We start from the raw sequence: 17,309 nt of genomic DNA on the forward strand, positions 1-17,309 counted from the left end.
GGCCGGATGAAAGGCAAAGCGAAAGGCCATCGGCCGCTATTCGATCTGGATCTGCTCAAGGCCATCGTCATGGTGGCCGATTGCGGCACGTTCACGGCGGCCGCGTCGCGGCTGCATTCGACGCAGTCCACCGTGAGCCAGAAAGTGCAGCGTCTGGAGGAGATGGCCGGACACAAGCTGCTCGAACGCGGCAGCCGCGAAGTGCGTCCCACCGATGCGGGCGAAACCTTGCTGGGCTACGCGCGGCGCATGCTGGCGCTCAACGACGAAATGATCGAATCGCTGGCAGGGGAAACGGTGGGGCTGACCGTGCGTCTCGGGCTGCCGGAGGATTTCGTCGGCGGACAGACGACCCATGTGCTTGCGGAATTCAACCGCAAGCATCCGCAGATCAAGCTCGAGGTGACGAGCGGTTTTAGCCGCGATCTCATCAGCGGCTACGATCGCGGCGATCTCGACATCGTGCTGGTCAAGCAGCGGCGCAACAGCCGCGAGGCGGTGGCTTCCTGGCCGGAGCAGTTGCGCTGGATCGACAGCGCGAAGAATCCTTCGATCCAGCTCGACCCGGTGCCCATTGTGGCCTTTCCGCCGCGCGGGCTGTATCGCGACGACATGACGAACGCCATCGAGGGGCTCGGGCGCCGCTGGCGCATGAGCTTCATCAGTTCGAGCCTGAGCGGCATTCAGGCGGCCGTTGCCGATGGTCTCGGCATCAGCCTGCTGCCTGCGCGCGCGGTCACGCCCGAACATACCGTGCTCACGCGCAAGAGCGGCTTGCCGCCCGTGGAAACCATGGATATCGCGCTGCTCCATCGGCCCACTGCGGACAAGGTGGTCAAGGAGCTCGCGCAGGCGCTGTCGCAGATGTTCAGGAAACCGGGGCGGTGAGTTAGCGCGCGGGAGCGGAGCGCCTACGCTTCGGCGCCCCTCGCACAACGTCCCCCCGCAAATCTCAAACGCGCCCTTAGAAGCGGTGCTTCAGGCCAACCGCGACAACCACTTGCTGGTTGCCCGTGGACGGGTTGAGCGTATAGACGCCGGCGTCGAACGCCGAGATGTCGTTGCCGCCGCCGACGCGCTGATACACGCCTTCCAGGTAGACGTCCGTGCGCGGCGAGAGCAGGTAGTCGGCCTGCGCCATGACCTGGTTCCAGTGCGGGTGGGCGTTGGTGGCCGACGAATCGAACGACGCCATGGTGTACGTATAAGACGCGCCCAGGCTGAAGTCGGGGCGCACGAAGTAGCGGCCGTTCACTTCGAAGTTGTCGAACTTGATGGTGTTGCCCGCACCGTTCGAGGGGCCGGGCAGCGCGCCGTTGCTCGTGCTGCCGCCGTACCAGAGGTTCGACACGCTATCGGTGGACGTGTGCGTCCACACGAGGCCGACCGACGATTTGCCGAACATGTAATGCGCGCCGAGGCCGAACATCTTCTGCGTGCCGCCGATGGTCAACGCGTCGCCGTCGCCGGTGCTGACCGCGCCGGTGGCGTTCTGCGCATTCGGGTCGCGGTTGATCTGCAGGTAAGAGGCCGCGAGGTTGACCGGGCCGAACGAGTAGGCGAGACCCGCGCTATAGGCGCTGTTGTTCGAGATGTCACCGGCTTCGCCGCCGAAGGCGTACATGGCGCCGATCTTCAGGCCGTTGATCGATGCGCTGCTGAACTTCACCGAGTTGTTCAGGCGCAGGTCGTTGTTCAGGTTGTCGTTATCGTACGGGTGCTCGGCAATGTTGCCGCCGAAGCCGGAGCCCGTTGCGCTCAGCGGCGCAAGATAGGTGACCATGAAGTCGTACTGGCGGCCGAGCGTGAGCGTGCCGTACTGCTTCGAGCTCAGGCCCACCCAGGCTTGCCGGCCGAACAGGTCGCCGCCGTTCTTGAGCGTGCCGTTCGCGGAATTGAAGCCGTTTTCCAGCCAGAAGACCGCCGAGAGGCCGCCGCCCAGGTCTTCCGTGCCGCGCAGGCCCCAGCGCGGCGTATAGACGCTGCCTGCGAACTCTTGCCATTGCGCTCCACCGCCGGCGGCGGGCTTCGCTGCGCTGGCGCGGGCGTCGCTGCTGTACGCCACGCCGGTGTCGATGATGCCGAACAGCGTCACGCTGCTTTGAGCATGGGCGGCGACGCTGGCGAACAGCACCGATGCCGCGACGGCGAATTGCCGGTAGTTCATGAGATTCTTCTCCGTTCTAGATTCCGTTCCCCGCAACGATTACGGCGACTGTGGAACGGCCGGAGTATAGGGATAGCCCTGATTAGCGTGGACTTCGTGCCATGAAACTGAATTGTTCAGAATTCGAAATTTCCGTTCATAAAAAAGACACATCTTTCCCGATGCCTGCTGCATCGAAGCGGCCAGGTTGAGAAAGCGGAGAAAGGGCCGCTCGGGCGGCCAGGTTCATGCACACCTTGTTGTGCGAATGCGACTCAGAAGCCCCCGCTCGAGCGCCGGATATTGCAGCCGACGTGGCAGAAACATGGAAGCGATTGTCCGGTGTTTCAATGCCAGCGGATTGAACGGGATGGCGGCGACGGCGCAGTGCGGGGCCGGCATTTAAATTTGATTTCATCTTGATGAAACGGGACGGCTAGAGACAGGTGCGTATCGTTAGATCACCGAACGGCGCAACGCAACGCCGTCAGGCTCTCTCCCTCACCGTTTCAAGGAAAACTGTCATGAAATACCTGATGATCGCAATTGCCATGCTGGGCGCCACCGCTACGACCTCCGCTTTTGCCCAATCGAACAGCGCCAACGCTGCGGCTCAACCTGCGCAGGTCGCACAAGTCGGCCAGTCCGCGCAGGCGGGGCAATGGGTGGCGCCGTATGGCCAGCCGGTTGCGCAAAAGACCCGTGCGCAGGTGTACAACGAACTCATCCAGGCAGAACAGGACGGTCAGCTTGCCTACCTGAATTCGACGATTTACGCCCATTCGTAATGGTTCGCGGGCCGCGCGCGGCGCGCTGCCCCGCTGCATACGGCATGGCCGGCATTCCGGGTACGGGTGCCGGCCATGCTGTTGTTTTGGGCCGCTTTGCGAGGCGCGCCGGGACCACGCGGGTGCGGTGATGTTTCTTGTGAAAAGACGAGGCAGGTATTGACCTGACGCGTGAAGGCGAGAAAGCGGGAGAGGCACGTAAGGCCCTCCCGTGCCTTTAATGCGAGTGACGTGCGGCGCCGTTATTCGCGAGCAGAACGGCAAGGGCCGCGACCGCGCATGCGGTCATCACGCCGGTCATGCCCAGCAAGCCCAGCTTCGGAAACAGGATAGCCACGAGCGAACTGGATGCCGCGCCGAAGAGCATTTGCACGGAAGTCAGCAGGCCGCCTGCGGCGCCGGCCAGTTGGGGCAGCGGTTCGAGCGCCCCGCGCGCGGCGCTCGGCGCGGCGAGCCCGAAGCAGAACGTGCTGGCGACGAGCAGCGGCAGGACGGTGGCGACCGAAACCCGGCCCAGCGTTTCCAGCACGATCAATCCTGCACCTGCGAGCGCAGCCAGCGTGACAGCCAGCATCAACAGCCGCGCCGACGAGACACCATGCCTTGCAAGGAAACCGTTGATGGTTGCACCAGCAACGATACCGGAACCCGTGGTCGCGAAGATCGCGGCGTAGGCGGGCGAACTCACGTGCATCAAAGCGAGGAACACGAGCGGCGAGCCCGCCACGTAGGCGAACATCCAGCCGAAGCCCAGTCCGTTGAGCAGGATATGCACCGTGATAGGCCGGTTGCGCAGGACCGTTGCATAGTCGCGGCAAAGACGCGCAAGGGAGAACGTGCTGCGCGCGGTGCGCGACGACTCCTGCAGTTGCGTCCACGTGGCGAGCGTGCAGAGCAGTCCGCATGCGGCCATCACGGCGTAAATGCCGCGCCAGTGAACGGCGGCGAGTAGCGCGACGCCGATCGAAGGCGCCAGTACCGGCGCGACATTGGCCACGACGGTAATCGATGCGATGCGCCGCTGCATGGGTACGCCCTTGAACAGGTCGCGCACGATCGCGAGCGCCATCGTCATGCCGGCACCCGCGCCGAGGCCCTGGGCGAAACGGGCGAACAGCAGCGCGTCGATGGTGGGGGCGAGGGCGGCGAGCAGTCCGCCCGCGGTGAACATCGAGAGGCCGAGCAGCAACATGGGCTTGCGGCCGTAGGCGTCGGAGAGCGGCCCGTAGCCGAGCGGTCCGATCACGAAGCCGGCCATGAACAGACTCAGCGTGAAGCCCGCCTGGCTGCTCGTGGCATGCAGCGTGTCCCCGATATCGACGAGGGCAGGCAGCGCCATGTCGATCGAGATCGGCGGAAGGGCCGCAAGGGTTCCGAGGAAAACCGCAAAGACGATCGAGTCGGGTTTGAGGAGAGACGGGTTCATGGCGTCCGGCGCTTGAGGCATTTCATGAGTTTCGATGGCTGACGCTCATGATAAGGGGGCGGCGGACCGCTATTCAGTCATCTGCTTTTGAATACCGGACAGATTTTGGGGGCAAGGTTATGTTTGCACGTCCGCCGATTGAACCGACTCGCGAACCTCCCGAACGGCGAGGTCCGCGAAAATCGGGCTGCTGTACTCAGCTTGCCTTGCTTGCGAGGCCCTGCCGTTTGCCGGGATTCAGCGCAATCGGCGCGCTGGTGCGCTCGCCATCCACGAGTTGCGCGACGGCCTCAGCCGTTGCCGCCGAAAGCGTCCAGCCCAGGTGTCCATGCCCCGTGTTGTAGAAGATATTGCGTTGCCGTCCAGCGCCCACTTTCGGCAGCATGCCCGGCAGCATCGGGCGCAGTCCGGCCCACGGAATCACGCGCGAGGTGGACATGCCCGGAAAATGCCTGCGGGTCCAGTTGACGAGCGGCTCGATCCGGTCTGCGCGGATATCGCGATTCATGCCGTTCAGTTCCGCCGTGCCCGCAACGCGGAAGCGATCGGCACCCAGCCGGCTCGTGACGATCTTGGCGCTGTCGTCGAGCAGGCTGACCCACGGCGCCGCTTTCCGGCTCGCTTCGTCATCGAGGCAAACCGTGATCGAGTAGCCCTTCACGGGGTACACGTTGACGTGGTCGCCCACATACGCCGCCAGTGCGCGGCTGCCCACGCCGGCGCAGATCACTACGCGATCGAAGTGCTCCGTGTCCGTTTGCCCTTCGCGCTGCGCGGTAACGGCAAGCGTTCCGTCTGCAGATTCGGCGATGCTTTGCACGCTCGTGTCGTAGCGAAACTCCACGCCGAGACGAACGCACGCTTGCGCCAAGCCGCGCGTGAACTTGTGGATATCGCCGGTGGAATCGGATGCGGTGAAAAAGCCGCCGTGAAACTGGCCGTGAAGGGCCGGTTCGAGCGCACGTATTTCGTCGGGCGTGACCGGTTGCCGGTCGAGACCGCCCTCGCGCAGCAGCGCGTTCACTTTCGTGGCGGTTTCGAACTCGCGGCGCGTTGCATAGAAGTGCAAAATACCGCGCTTTTCGAGGTCGAAGTCGATGCCTTCGCGCTCCGCGATAGAAAAGAGGTGTTCGCGCGCGGCGATGGCGAGGCGCACGGTTTCGATCGTGTTGTCGCGGTAGTGCGGAATTTGCCGCAGAAACTCGCCGATCCAGCTGTACTTGTGCCAGCCCGGCTTCGGGTTCATCAGGAGCGGCGCGTCGCGCCGGAACATCCAGCGCAGCCCTTTGAGCACCGTGGCGCGGCTGTTCCACACCTCGGCATTGCTGGCGGAAAGCTGGCCGCCGTTGGCGAACGAGGTTTCCATGGCCGCGTAGCGGTGGCGTTCGAGAACGGTGACGCGGCAACCGCGGCGGGCAAGGGCGTAAGCGGTCGTGACGCCGGTAATGCCGGCGCCAATGATGGCGATTCGTGACATGACATGTCCAGTGGTGTTGAGCATTGCCGGCCGATCTGTACCGGCGCCAATGCCCCATCTGTCCATGTACCTGAGAGTTTCGCCTGCCGACCGGCTGTGGTGGCAGGCTCCCCTTCGGTGGGCGCGTGCTGCGCCGCTCTCCAGATGTTCCCGCTGCACGGTCCTTTTGCCTGAGAGTTTCCGGGGCGGTTGCTCCGTCGGCGTCGTCCCGATGGACGATCTCTCCCGTGCTGCGTCGTAGAACAGCGCAAGACTACCTGTTCAAATCGGTCACGGCAAGCATTTTCCTGGGGCGCCGGCGGCGGGGGCGGTCAGCCTGGGTCGGCGGTTCAGGACAGCGCGAGAGCACCAGGATAGATCGTCATCCTGATCGATTGCGCCTTTGAGCATGTCGGACGGCTGTACGCCGAAGAGCTTTCGACAGTCCGGCACGAACTGGCAGCGGTGCCAGGAGCCCCATGCCGCCACCCCGTCCCGAACGGATTTCGCGTCGTGCCGGGTACGCCGCAGATCGCGGCGCTCGTCGCGCCTCAGGACTTCGCGCGCTGCGCCATCCAGCGGCGGTACTGGCGGGTGCGGCACGCGGTAGCCATTTGCTGCTGGATCAGCGCCCGCAGCGGCGAGACGCGAGGATCAGGAGTCCTGCCGAGACTGAGCTTGCGCAACTGGAACTTGACCGTGACCATATTGGCGAGCGAGGCGAGCGTTTTGTTCTTCCACGTGATGGGCGCGAGAGCCGGCGCGCTGTCCTTGCCGGTGCGCCAGTCGCGCGGCAGATTCGGGTCGATGGCGAGCGCGGTGCCGATGCCCACCATGTCCACCCCGCTTTCGATCACCTGCTCGGCCACGGGCCGGCGCCGGATGCCGCCCGTGACCATCACGGGCATCGCTGCGACCTTGCGGATGTCGCGAGCGAACTCCACGAAATAGGCTTCGCGCGCGAGCGTGCGGCCATCGCGCGCGTCGCCCTGCATGGCCGGCGCTTCGTAGCTGCCGCCCGAGAGTTCGACCAGATCCACGCCCAGACCGTTGAGGAGCACGACTACCTGCTTCGCGTCGTCCGCACTGAATCCGCCGCGCTGGAAGTCGGCGGAGTTGAGCTTGACCGCCACGGCGAACTGCGCCGACACCACCGCGCGCACCGCCTTGACGATTTCCAGCAACAGGCGCGCGCGGTTCTCGAGCGCGCCGCCCCATTCGTCCGTGCGCTGGTTCGTGAGCGGAGAGAGAAACTGGCTCAGCAAATAGCCGTGGGCCGCGTGAATCTCCACGCCGCTGAAGCCCGCCATCTCGCCCAACCGCGCCGTGCGGGCAAAGCGCTGGATGACCTCTTCGATCATGGCCTGCGTCATCGCGCGCGGCGTGCCGAAGTGTCGGGACATCTTGCCGAGCGCGAGCGGCACCGCGGAAGGCGCCCACGTTTCCTGCCCGAGGTTGGACTGCATCTGGCGGCCGGGGTGATTGATCTGCAGCCAGAACTGCGCGCCCCGGGAGCGGCCGATGCGCGCCCACTGCCCGAATGCGTTCAGATGTGTGTCGTCCTCCAGCACCACGCCGCCCGGGCCGGTCATGGCGCGGCTATCCACCATCACGTTGCCGCTGATGAGGAGGCCCGCACCGCCTTTCGCCCATGCATCGTAAAGACGCATGAGCGGCGCGGAAGGCGCGTGGTTGGCGTCCGCCATGTTTTCTTCCATGGCGGCCTTGGCGATGCGGTTCGAAATCGTCGAACCGTTGGGAAGCGTCAGCTTGTCGAACACGTTCATGGGCATACCTCACTGGATCGTGTTCCGACTTTAAGGTTAAAGCTAACTTGAATGTCAACGGCTTTTTGCGCAGCGTTTTCGAGGGGACACTCGAATGAAAAAGGGCAAGCGGTTTGACCCGCTTGCCCTGCTTCAAAGATCAATCGCGCGCGATCGCTCAGGCGAGATCGAACCGGTCGAGATTCATCACCTTGCTCCACGCGGCAACGAAGTCGCGCACGAACTTCTCCTTGCCGTCGTCGCTCGCATAGACCTCGCCGAGCGCGCGGAGGACGGAATTCGATCCGAACACCAGATCGACGCGCGTGCCGGTCCACTTCACGTTGCCCGTCTTGCTGTCACGTCCTTCGAACCGGTCCGCGGCTTCCGAAGTCGCTTTCCATTCCGTACCCATGTCCAGCAGGTTGCGGAAGAAGTCGTTGGTGAGCGTTTCGGGCCGGTCGGTGAACACGCCGTGCGTGTCCTTGCCGGTATGGACGTTCAGCACGCGCAGACCGCCGACGAGCACCGTCATTTCGGGCGCGGTGAGCGTGAGCAGTTGCGCGCGGTCGATGAGCAGCGCTTCGGCGGGCACGTGCGAGGGGGCTTTCTCGAAGTTGCGGAAACCATCGGCGAACGGTTCGAGCTTGCCGACGGATTCCACGTCGGTCTGCTCCTGCGAGGCGTCCGTGCGGCCCGGCGTGAACGGCACGCTTACTTTGTGACCGCCCTTTTCCGCGGCCTGTTCGATGGCGGCGCCGCCGGCCAGCACGATCAGGTCGGCGAGCGAAACCTGCTTGCCGCCCGATTGCGCGCCGTTGAATTCGCCCTGGATGCCTTCCAGCACCTTCAGCACCTTCGCCAGTTGCGCGGGCTCGTTGACCACCCAGTCCTTCTGCGGGGCGAGACGGATGCGCGCGCCGTTGGCGCCGCCGCGACGGTCCGAGCCGCGGAAGGTAGCCGCCGAAGCCCACGCCGTGGAGACCAGTTCCTTGACGGAGAGGCCCGAGGCAAGCACCTTTTGCTTGAGCGAGGCAACGTCCTTCTCGTCGACGAGCGGATGATCGACGGCCGGAACCGGGTCTTGCCAGATCAGTTCTTCGGCCGGCACTTCGGGGCCGAGGTAGCGGCTGCGCGGACCCATGTCGCGGTGCGTGAGCTTGAACCACGCGCGCGCGAAGGCGTCGGCGAACGCTTCGGGGTGCGCCATGAAGTGGCGCGAAATCTTCTCGTAGGCCGGGTCGAGGCGCAGCGAGAGGTCGGTGGTCAGCATCGTCGGGCGCAGCTTCTTCGACGGGTCGTGCGCGTGCGGAATCACCGCATCGGCATCTTTCGCCACCCACTGATGCGCGCCGGCCGGGCTCTTCGTCAGTTCCCATTCGTAGCCGAACAGGTTCTTGAAGAAGCCCATGCCCCACTGCGTGGGCGTGGTGGTCCAGGTGACTTCCAGACCGCTCGTGATGGTGTCCGCACCCTTGCCGGTGCCGAAGCTGTTTTTCCAGCCGAGGCCCTGGCTTTCGAGGCCGGCGCTTTCGGGTTCGGGGCCGACGTTGTCGGCCGGCCCCGCGCCATGGGTCTTGCCGAACGTGTGGCCGCCCGCGATGAGCGCGACGGTTTCTTCGTCGTTCATGGCCATGCGCCCGAAGGTGTCGCGGATATCGTGCGCTGCAGCAACGGGATCGGGATTGCCGTCGGGGCCTTCGGGGTTCACGTAGATGAGGCCCATCTGCACGGCGCCCAGCGGATTCTCCAGGTTGCGGTCGTGATCGGTGCGGCTCTTCTCGGTGCCGTGCAGTTCTTCGTCGGCCACGATCACGCCATCGTCTTCTGCGCCGGCCGCGCCCTTGCCGTAGCGGAGGTCGCCGCCCAGCCAGGTCTTTTCCGTGCCCCAATAGACGTCGAGATCCGGCTCCCACGTGTCTTCGCGGCCGCCCGCGAAGCCGAAGGTCTTGAAGCCCATGGTTTCGAGCGCGACGTTGCCAGTGAGGACCAGCAGATCGGCCCACGAGATCTTCTGGCCGTACTTCTGCTTGATCGGCCAGAGCAGGCGGCGGGCCTTGTCGAGGCTCACGTTGTCCGGCCAGCTATTGAGCGGCGCGAAGCGCTGCTGGCCGCGCCCGGCGCCGCCGCGGCCGTCGCCGATGCGGTAGGTGCCCGCGCTGTGCCATGCCATGCGGATGAAGAGCGGGCCGTAGTGGCCGAAGTCGGCGGGCCACCAGGGCTGCGAATCGGTCATGAGCGCGGCGAGGTCTTTTTTCACCGCCGCGAGGTCGAGCGACTTGAATGCTTTGGCGTAGTCGAATTCCGGGTCGAGCGGGTTGGAGCGGCTCGAATGCTGGTTCAGCAGATCCAGCCGTAGTTGTTTGGGCCACCAGTCGCGGTTCGTCGTACCGCCGCCGGCGGTGTGGTTGAACGGGCACTTTCCTTCTTGCGACATGAGCACCTCCATGAGGGGATGTAATGATTGTGTCGTCGTGCACGGCGGGCGTACCCGGGCCTTGCTGCGCCCGTGGCGCCCATCGTGCAAACGTGAAATTGCAATGCCTTGAGCGCATTGACTGCGGCGCTTTTGCGGCTGCGCTTTTGCTGCGGTTTTGGCTTTGTGATGACCGCAGCTTCACTATAGGGAAGATCGTCTGCAAACTGAATTTGGCAGTGACAATGTCTTCGATAGAGCGCGCCTAAGTCACCTGAATCACGCAGCCGGGGCAATGCAACTTGCCAACGCGAACGCTAACACGGGTGGGCGCCGTCGCGCTTTGACAGTGCCGTTCCCGCGCGGGGCGGGCGCGAGCAGTGGGTGGCCTGGGAGCACGCATTCGGCGGGGGATCGGCCGGCGGATGCCGGGCTGTTGCGCCCGGCATCCGCGGCATCCGCGGCATCCGGGGCGGCTGTTGGCGACCGGCCGGCCACGCGTCACCCGCCGGTTAGCCGCGAATGAACGCGAGCAGATCGGCGTTGATCGTCTCGGCCTGGGTGGTGGGCATGCCGTGCGGGAAACCCGCATAGGTCTTGAGCGTGCCGTTCTTCAGCAGCTTGGCCGAGAGCGGGCCGGAGTCCGCATAAGGGACGATCTGATCGTCGTCGCCGTGCATGACGAGCACGGGGATCGAGATGCGCTTCAGGTCTTCGGTGAAGTCGGTCTGGGAGAACGCGACAATGCCGTCGTAATGCGCCTTGGCGCCGCCCATCATGCCCTGGCGCCACCAGTTCCAGATAACGCCCGCCTCCGGCTTCGCACCCGGGCGGTTGTAACCGTAGAAAGGTCCGGCCGGCACGTCGTGATAGAACTGCGCGCGGTTCGCCGCGAGCTGGGCCTGCAGGTCGTCGAAAACCGACTTGGGGAGGCCGCCCGGATTGGCCTCGGTCTTCAGCATCAACGGCGGCACGGCGCTGATGAGCACGCCCTTGGCCACGCGGTCTTCGCCATGGCGCGCGATGTAGTGCGCGACCTCGCCGCCGCCCGTGGAATGGCCTACGTGCACCGCGCCCTGCACGCCCAGATGGTTCACGACGGCGGCGACGTCGTCGGCGTAGTGATCCATGTCGTGGCCGTCCCAGACCTGGGTGGAGCGGCCATGCCCGCGGCGGTCATGCGCCACCACGCGATAGCCGTGCGCGAGGAAGAAGAGCATCTGGGCGTCCCAGTCGTCGGCGCTGAGCGGCCAGCCGTGATGGAAGAAGATCACCTGCGCGTCGCGCGGACCCCAGTCTTTGTAGAAGATATCCACACCGTCCTTCGTTGTGACGAATCCCATGTTCGCTTCTCCGGTAAGGGGGCAACGGAAACCCGGCAGGCATGTTTTCCCCGGTGAATGGCGTGAGCGCCGCGCGGCATGCTCGAATCGTTTGAAAACGTTGAGCCTACGCGTGGCATTGCGGCACGCCGTACCACTCTAGAATTTAAATTAAGGTTGAAGTCAATATTTTTTTCAGGTGCCTCATGAGCGCGGTTTCAGTCTCTATTTGCATCGTGGCGCATCGTGCGCTCTTGACCTTCAGGTTGAGTTCAACCTTAGAGTGAAGACCATCGGTTGCCGCGAGGCATGGGTCAATCAACGGAAAAGGGGCGGCGAATATGGACAGGGCGCTTACTGAGGTCGAATTCGGATCGTACAAGGTGGCGGTTCCCGCGGGCGGCTACTACGACCGCTTCCGGATGAACCCGAATCTCGACGAGGTGGCGCGCGATCCTGCCGCCGGCAACATCGACTATTTCAGAAGGATACCGAAGCATCTTGTGGAGTCGAGAGTCGGACCCGCATGGGCGCCCAACTTCTACTACCGCACGAGCAACGTGCAGTTGTTGATGCTCGCGCCGCTCGCCCGCCTGCGGGCAGCGCTGCCCGTGCCGCTCGAACCGCTGCGGGCATTCCCGGGCTATGGGCTGGTGGCGCTGACCTTCTTCTCGTACGCGGTTTGCGATAACGACCCGTACGATGAAGTGTCCGTTGCGGTAGTGATCCGGCGGCCTGGCGCGCGCGGGTCCGCTGCGCTGGAGCTGCGCGATTCCATGCGGCGGCGCAGTTTCTTTGCCCACGTGCTGGCGCTGCCCGTCACCACCGAGATTGCGCGCGTGCGCGGGGTACATGGCTACCAGTTGCCCAAGTGGCGCGCTGCGATCGATCTGAAACTCGGTGCCGACGTTAGTGCCCGTATCGATGCGCCGGACGGCACGCCGGATCTGCTCCTGAGCGCGCCGCTGCCGACCATGCGCCACGTCGCGCCCCAATCGCATATGGGAACGACCACCATGGTCAACCTGATCGACGGGCAATGGCATCAGACCTCGGTTCAGACCAATACGCTCTCGTTCGCCCAGCGCATTTTTCCGCGCAATGTGAAGCTGCTGCGCGGCGGCGGCCCGCTGAGCCAGTTGCTCGACGGGCTGGGCGCCGCGACCGCGCTTCGCTTCGACGTGGTGAAGGACGCTCAGGTGGTGCTGAATCTGCCGGCACCGCTAAAGGCGTTCGACGATGCGCGAAGGTGAACGGGATGTTAAGGTGAAGGGCGGCAGCGCACTGGCATGCACGGGTATTGCGCCGGGCAGCGAGGCCGAACGTCGGCCTGAATCGCGGAGCATGGGCAACATGAAGATTGGAGAACTGGCGGAGCGCACGGGCCTCGCCGCGTCGCGCATTCGCTTCTACGAGGAAATTGGCCTCCTGAAGGTCGAACGGGAGTCGAACGGCTACCGCACCTACCCGCCGGAAGCGGTCATGGTGCTCGACCTGATCGCGGCCGCACAGAAGGCGGGCTTCAGCCTCGACGAAATTCGCATGCTGGTGCCGCACGACATGGCGCAATGGCAGCACGGCGTGCTGCTCGACACGTTGCGCCGCAAGGTGCAGGACATCGAGGCGCTGGAGGCGCGGCTCGCGCAGAGCAAGGCACAACTCGTCGCGCTCATGGCGGAAATCGAGGCCAGGCCCGATGAAATCGATTGTGCTGCCAACGCGAAGCGGGTGCTCTCGCGCATCCGCTCCGGCGAGATCGGCCGCCCGACGCTCGCAGCGGGCGACGTCAAGACCCTGAGCCGGTCAAGCCGGCGCCGGCCGGCGCGCTCGGGCTAGGGGCATTCTGCCGCACCTCGCTGCACCGTTAGGGGAATGACATTCTGTCGCGTTACCATCCCCCGAAAACCGTGTATATGGGGAGCCTGCAAATGAAATACGAAAATGCCCTTCAACGGGCGATCAAGGTGCGCCTCGAGCGCGCCATGGAACTCGCCGAACTCTTCGGCCTGTTCATTATCGGCATTGGCACCGTTGCGGCCATGGGAACCCTGATCTGGCACATGGTGCAGTCGGATGGCGTGACCCTGACCGATCTCCTGCTCATGTTCCTCTACCTCGAAGTGTTCGCGATGGTGGGGCAATACCTCAAGGCAGGCCAGTTGCCGGTGCGCTTTCCGCTCTACATTGCGATGGTCTCGATCGCACGGGACCTCATCCTGCGCGCGGGTTCGAATTCGGAACTTCACCTGCTGGCGTCTTCGGGCGCCATCGTGCTGATCGCGCTAGGAGTACTGATGATTCGCTACGGGCAGGCCAGGTATCCGAGCAATCCCGAAGAGCGTCGCGCCGAAGATGCGAAGTAGGTACGAAATAAGCGTGAAGTCGGCGCGGGCCACATCAGTACCGCCTTTGCGCGTTGTCACTGCACGAAGTTCGAGTAGGCCGGATCTACGCGCGCTTCGTGCGTACGCTGTGCCGCGACCGAAGCCCGGTCGCCGGGCGCCTGCGGATACGAGGTCTTTTCGTCGGCCGACGTCGTGCCGTTGAGGAACGAGCGGTAGAGATCGGCGCGAACCTGCTCGCGGGTCAGGCCCTGCGAGGTGGTTTGAGCGTGGGCGCCTGCCGCGAGCAGCGCAGTCGTTGCGGTAAGCAGAACAGCGGCGAGAGTACGTTTCATGGTGTGCCACCTTGGGACGAGTTGAAGAGGAGTACGCATCGCCATGCGGCGGGTTTTCTTCATCCGCTTGCATGTGACGCACTCCTATCATCTCAAGTCCGGCTGTTGCGCAGAACGCAATGGAGATTAAGCTTTCTTTAGGTAAAAAATTCGCGGCAAATTCGCAAGCGGTTACTTATACGCAAACGGGCGTGGAGATAAAGGATCTTTCATGTAATCGCGCAGAGGATTTGCGATACTTCCCTCGTGTTTTTTATCCGGCGTGCCGCGAGCCGCCTCTACGCAGACTGATAGCGGACAACGTGCTGCGATTCACACGCGAAAATTCCGGAATGGCTGCTTTTGGGTATCGGCCCATTGTCTTTGTGGTTGTGTGTGGGAAGTATGCTCAATTTCCACTGATCACTGGAGTTGGCAAGTTGCACGGCAAGCACCCCTACGGCACCGGGAAAAATCGCCAATCCGAATGGCAATCGAAGGCCACGAACGTCGTTCTACCTCCCGCAATGCGCTGGACGAGTGCGCGGGCGGCAGACGCTACCTTTGCAACCGCGATCACACGACCCGTGCTGCAAGAGACTTTTGGCAACATCACCGCGGGTATTGAGCCATGCGCGTTCATCCCCTTCTCATCGCAAGCCTTATTGCTGTGCTGTCCGGTGCCGCACGCGGCGAAGCAGACCCCCGGTTCGCGGATTGCCCCGTCCCGGTTGAAAACATCCACACATCCATGCCGCGCCTGCAATACGGGGATGCCCAGTCGCGCCACTACAAAACCGCGATTCGTGACGCCGCACGTGGGCCCGTCAATTTCGCGGGGCACTATGTTCTCGCCACCTGGGGTTGCGGTGCAGGCTGTGTCATGGCGGCGGCGATCGACAAAAAGACAGGCCGCGTGACGTCACTACCTTTCACGGTTTCGGACTGGCCGCTAGACGTGACGGAACCGCTGTCGTATCGCGCCGATAGCTGCATTCTGGTTGTGCGCGGAAGCCGCAACGAGAGCGCCGCCCACGGAACCTACTACTACGGCTTCGACGGCAAGGCATTCACATTCCCGTTCATGCGGCAAGGGCACGAATAAGCAAGCCCCGCCGGGCTTGTCCGTCCCGGCATAGCCCCTCGTTTCCTGTGGCGTTGCAGCATGCCATTGTGCGGCGCGCGCCAGGGAAAACCATGAATCGATAACATCAGACGTCTGATGTACATTGGCGCTCATTGTGGCTACCAAGGGGCATCATGCGCCTGAGCGTCGATCAGTCGATGAGCGAGCGAATCCAGGATTCGCTGCTGGCGATGATACGCGAGCGCGCGCTCAAGCCGGGCGATCAGATCCCCACGGAAACCGAGCTTTGCGAGCTGCTCGGCGTCGGCCGCTCGAGTCTGCGGGAGGCCGTTGCGCAGATGATTTCGCATGGCGTGCTCACGCGTGTGCAAGGCAAGGGCACCTTCGTCAGACAGGTCGTGCTGAAGCTGGAGGGCGGTCTGGATGATCTGATCTCTGTGACCGACATGATCCGCAGCGTGGGCGCGGTGCCCTCCACGAGCCGCCTGCAGGTGAAGACGATCGCCGCTTCGGAGAATCTCGCGCAGAAGCTGGGCATTGCCGTGGGCGACCCCTGCATGCGGGTGGAGCGCGTGCGCCGCGCGAACGATGCCATCGCAGCCTACTGCATCGACATCGTGCCGAAGTCGGTGTTCGACGGCGAGGCGCTGGGCGAATCGCTCTTCGGCACGCTGGAGCGCGCCGGCATCCGCCTCTCGCACACGCATAGCTCGATTCAGCCCACCGTGCTCACGCCGCGCGATTTGCCCGAACTACAGGAGAGCCTGGGACTCTTCCTGCTGATCGACGAGGTCGATTTCGACGATACGGGGCGCGCGGTGTGCTACAGCAACGACTACTACAACACCAGCATCTTCAAGTTCGATCTCGTACGCAAACGGCGGTAGACGGACCTTCGGGTCGAGGAAAACCGATGCAATTCGAGGCTTTCAGCGCTTCCGGGCTCGCGGCATACCTGAGCGGCATTCCCGCCGTGCGCGAGCAGTTGGGGGGAGACACCGACCTGCAGGTCGTCGAAGTGGGCGACGGCAATCTGAACTACGTGTACTTCGTGAGCAGCGTGCGCGATCCGCGGCACAGCGTGGTCGTGAAGCAGGCGCCGCCTTTCCTGCGGCTCGTGGGCGAAGGCTGGCCGCTGCCGCGCGAGCGCATGGAGCGCGAAGTGGAGGCGCTGCGCCGCTTCGGCGCGCTGTGTCCGCAGCATGTGCCGAGCGTCTTTCACGCGGACAGCGGCAAGTACCTCATGGTGATGCAGCGGCTCATGTCGCACCGCGTGCTGCGCCAGGGGCTGACCGAGGGCATCGTGTACCCGCGCCTTGCCGACCACATCTCCACGTTTCTCGCGCGCACGCTCTTTCACGGCTCCGACCTGTATCTTTCGGCCGCCGAAAAGAAGGAAGCGGTGCGCGCGAACATCAACACCGAGCTGTGCCGCATTACCGAAGACCTCGTGTTCACGTTTCCGTTCGAGGACGCCGCATCGAACGTGTACAGCCCGGCGCTGCCGGCTGGCGCCATCGACCGGTTGCGCACGCACGAGCCGCTGCGCCGCGCGGCGGCCGACATGAAGTGGGCTTTCATGAATCGCGCGGAAACGCTCGTGCATGGCGACCTGCATACGGGGTCCGTCATGGCGAACGAAAGCGAGACCTACGTGATCGATCCCGAGTTTGCGTTTTACGGGCCATTCGGTTTCGATACGGGCGCGTTCGTTGCGAACCTGCTGCTCGCGTACTACGCGCGCGACTGGCACGACCGGCTGAAGGGCCGCGATCCGCGCGAGTATCAGCGCTGGCTGCTTGGGCAGGTCGCGCAGGTGTGGAACGGCTTCGCCGAAAAATTCGCGGGGCTATGGCGCATGCACGAACGCAAGGCGGGGCGCGCCTTTATCGGCGGTCCCGCCGATACGCGCGCGGCCGAAGCGTATCGCGAGGACTTCATGCGGCAGCTCTTTGCCGACACGCTGGGTTTTGCCGGCTGCAAGATGATTCGCCGTATCGTGGGCATGGCGAAAGTGGCGGAAATCACCAGCATTGCGGACCCCGCGGTGCGCGCGCTCGTGGAACTGCGCTGCCTGCGTCTTGCCGAAGCACTGCTCGTGCGCCGGCATGAACTGGCCTCGATCGAAGCGGTGACTGCGCTCGCGGCGGCGGTACTTGCGCAGGACATCGAAGCGTAGGCGCGCGTTCGCGCATTGAAACACGCTGGCGCCCGTGCGGATCGATCCGCACACCGGGCGCCGATCC

General features: G+C 64.1%; 15 protein-coding genes and 1 riboswitch. Of the genes, 8 read left to right on the plus strand and 7 right to left on the minus strand.

Going from position 1 to position 17,309, the window contains the following annotated elements; translation table 11 throughout:
• The first annotated feature begins 6 nt into the window (after positions 1–6).
• Entirely contained in the window at positions 7–888 is an 882-nt protein-coding gene (locus BFE01S_RS27245; RefSeq protein WP_028228224.1) for a LysR family transcriptional regulator, read from the plus strand.
• A 76-nt stretch (positions 889–964) separates the two neighbouring features.
• Here BFE01S_RS27245 and BFE01S_RS27250 read toward each other — a convergent pair whose 3' ends face one another.
• Positions 965–2,167, minus strand: a complete 1,203-nt coding sequence (locus BFE01S_RS27250) for a porin (RefSeq protein ID WP_028228225.1) — start codon at positions 2,165–2,167, stop codon at positions 965–967.
• 503 nt (positions 2,168–2,670) lie between these two features.
• Here BFE01S_RS27250 and BFE01S_RS27255 point away from each other — a divergent pair.
• Entirely contained in the window at positions 2,671–2,934 is a 264-nt protein-coding gene (locus BFE01S_RS27255) for a DUF4148 domain-containing protein (protein WP_028228226.1), read from the plus strand.
• Positions 2,935–3,151: 217 nt separating this feature from the next.
• Here the strand turns inward: BFE01S_RS27255 and BFE01S_RS27260 are convergent, their stop codons facing one another.
• From BFE01S_RS27260 to BFE01S_RS27280, 5 genes are all read right to left on the minus strand, one after another.
• Positions 3,152–4,360 (minus strand): multidrug effflux MFS transporter, encoded by a 1,209-nt coding sequence (locus tag BFE01S_RS27260; protein ID WP_042338736.1) that lies wholly within the window; start codon positions 4,358–4,360, stop codon positions 3,152–3,154.
• Positions 4,361–4,556: 196 nt separating this feature from the next.
• Positions 4,557–5,837 carry a D-amino acid dehydrogenase gene (locus BFE01S_RS40360; RefSeq protein ID WP_042338708.1) on the minus strand — a complete coding sequence of 427 codons (1,281 nt, stop codon included), beginning with the start codon at positions 5,835–5,837 and terminating at the stop codon, positions 4,557–4,559.
• A 148-nt stretch (positions 5,838–5,985) separates the two neighbouring features.
• A riboswitch (glycine riboswitch) is annotated at positions 5,986–6,075 on the minus strand.
• 292 nt (positions 6,076–6,367) lie between these two features.
• Positions 6,368–7,603 carry an NADH:flavin oxidoreductase/NADH oxidase family protein gene (locus tag BFE01S_RS27270; RefSeq protein ID WP_028228228.1) on the minus strand — a complete coding sequence of 412 codons (1,236 nt, stop codon included), beginning with the start codon at positions 7,601–7,603 and terminating at the stop codon, positions 6,368–6,370.
• Positions 7,604–7,760: 157 nt separating this feature from the next.
• Positions 7,761–10,019: a catalase/peroxidase HPI gene (katG, locus tag BFE01S_RS27275; protein ID WP_028228229.1), complete on the minus strand. Its 2,259-nt coding sequence runs from the start codon at positions 10,017–10,019 to the stop codon at positions 7,761–7,763.
• 491 nt (positions 10,020–10,510) lie between these two features.
• Entirely contained in the window at positions 10,511–11,341 is an 831-nt protein-coding gene (locus BFE01S_RS27280) for an alpha/beta fold hydrolase (protein ID WP_028228230.1), read from the minus strand.
• 320 nt (positions 11,342–11,661) lie between these two features.
• On the opposite strand from BFE01S_RS27280, the gene BFE01S_RS27285 reads away from it, so the two are divergent.
• From BFE01S_RS27285 to BFE01S_RS27295, 3 genes are all read left to right on the plus strand, one after another.
• Positions 11,662–12,573 (plus strand): hypothetical protein, encoded by a 912-nt coding sequence (locus tag BFE01S_RS27285; protein WP_028228231.1) that lies wholly within the window; start codon positions 11,662–11,664, stop codon positions 12,571–12,573.
• 100 nt (positions 12,574–12,673) lie between these two features.
• Positions 12,674–13,156 carry a MerR family transcriptional regulator gene (locus tag BFE01S_RS27290; protein ID WP_028228232.1) on the plus strand — a complete coding sequence of 161 codons (483 nt, stop codon included), beginning with the start codon at positions 12,674–12,676 and terminating at the stop codon, positions 13,154–13,156.
• A 92-nt stretch (positions 13,157–13,248) separates the two neighbouring features.
• Positions 13,249–13,683, plus strand: a complete 435-nt coding sequence (locus BFE01S_RS27295) for a phosphate-starvation-inducible protein PsiE (RefSeq protein ID WP_028228233.1) — start codon at positions 13,249–13,251, stop codon at positions 13,681–13,683.
• Positions 13,684–13,739: 56 nt separating this feature from the next.
• Here the strand turns inward: BFE01S_RS27295 and BFE01S_RS27300 are convergent, their stop codons facing one another.
• Positions 13,740–13,997, minus strand: a complete 258-nt coding sequence (locus BFE01S_RS27300) for a DUF4148 domain-containing protein (RefSeq protein WP_028228234.1) — start codon at positions 13,995–13,997, stop codon at positions 13,740–13,742.
• 610 nt (positions 13,998–14,607) lie between these two features.
• Here BFE01S_RS27300 and BFE01S_RS44615 point away from each other — a divergent pair.
• The 3 genes from BFE01S_RS44615 (at position 14,608) to mtnK (ending at position 17,242) form a co-directional block, all read left to right on the plus strand.
• The gene (locus tag BFE01S_RS44615; RefSeq protein ID WP_156967164.1) at positions 14,608–15,081 is read left to right on the plus strand and encodes a hypothetical protein; all 474 of its coding nucleotides are present in this window, start codon (positions 14,608–14,610) and stop codon (positions 15,079–15,081) included.
• Positions 15,082–15,260: 179 nt separating this feature from the next.
• Positions 15,261–15,950 (plus strand): GntR family transcriptional regulator, encoded by a 690-nt coding sequence (locus BFE01S_RS27310; protein ID WP_245621205.1) that lies wholly within the window; start codon positions 15,261–15,263, stop codon positions 15,948–15,950.
• A gap of 26 nt (positions 15,951–15,976) precedes the next feature.
• Positions 15,977–17,242, plus strand: coding sequence for an S-methyl-5-thioribose kinase (gene mtnK / locus BFE01S_RS27315; protein WP_028228236.1), 1,266 nt, complete (start codon positions 15,977–15,979; stop codon positions 17,240–17,242).
• The last annotated feature ends 67 nt before the right edge of the window (positions 17,243–17,309 follow it).

It is taken from the genome of Paraburkholderia ferrariae NBRC 106233 (assembly GCF_000685035.1).
GTDB lineage: Bacteria > Pseudomonadota > Gammaproteobacteria > Burkholderiales > Burkholderiaceae > Paraburkholderia > Paraburkholderia ferrariae.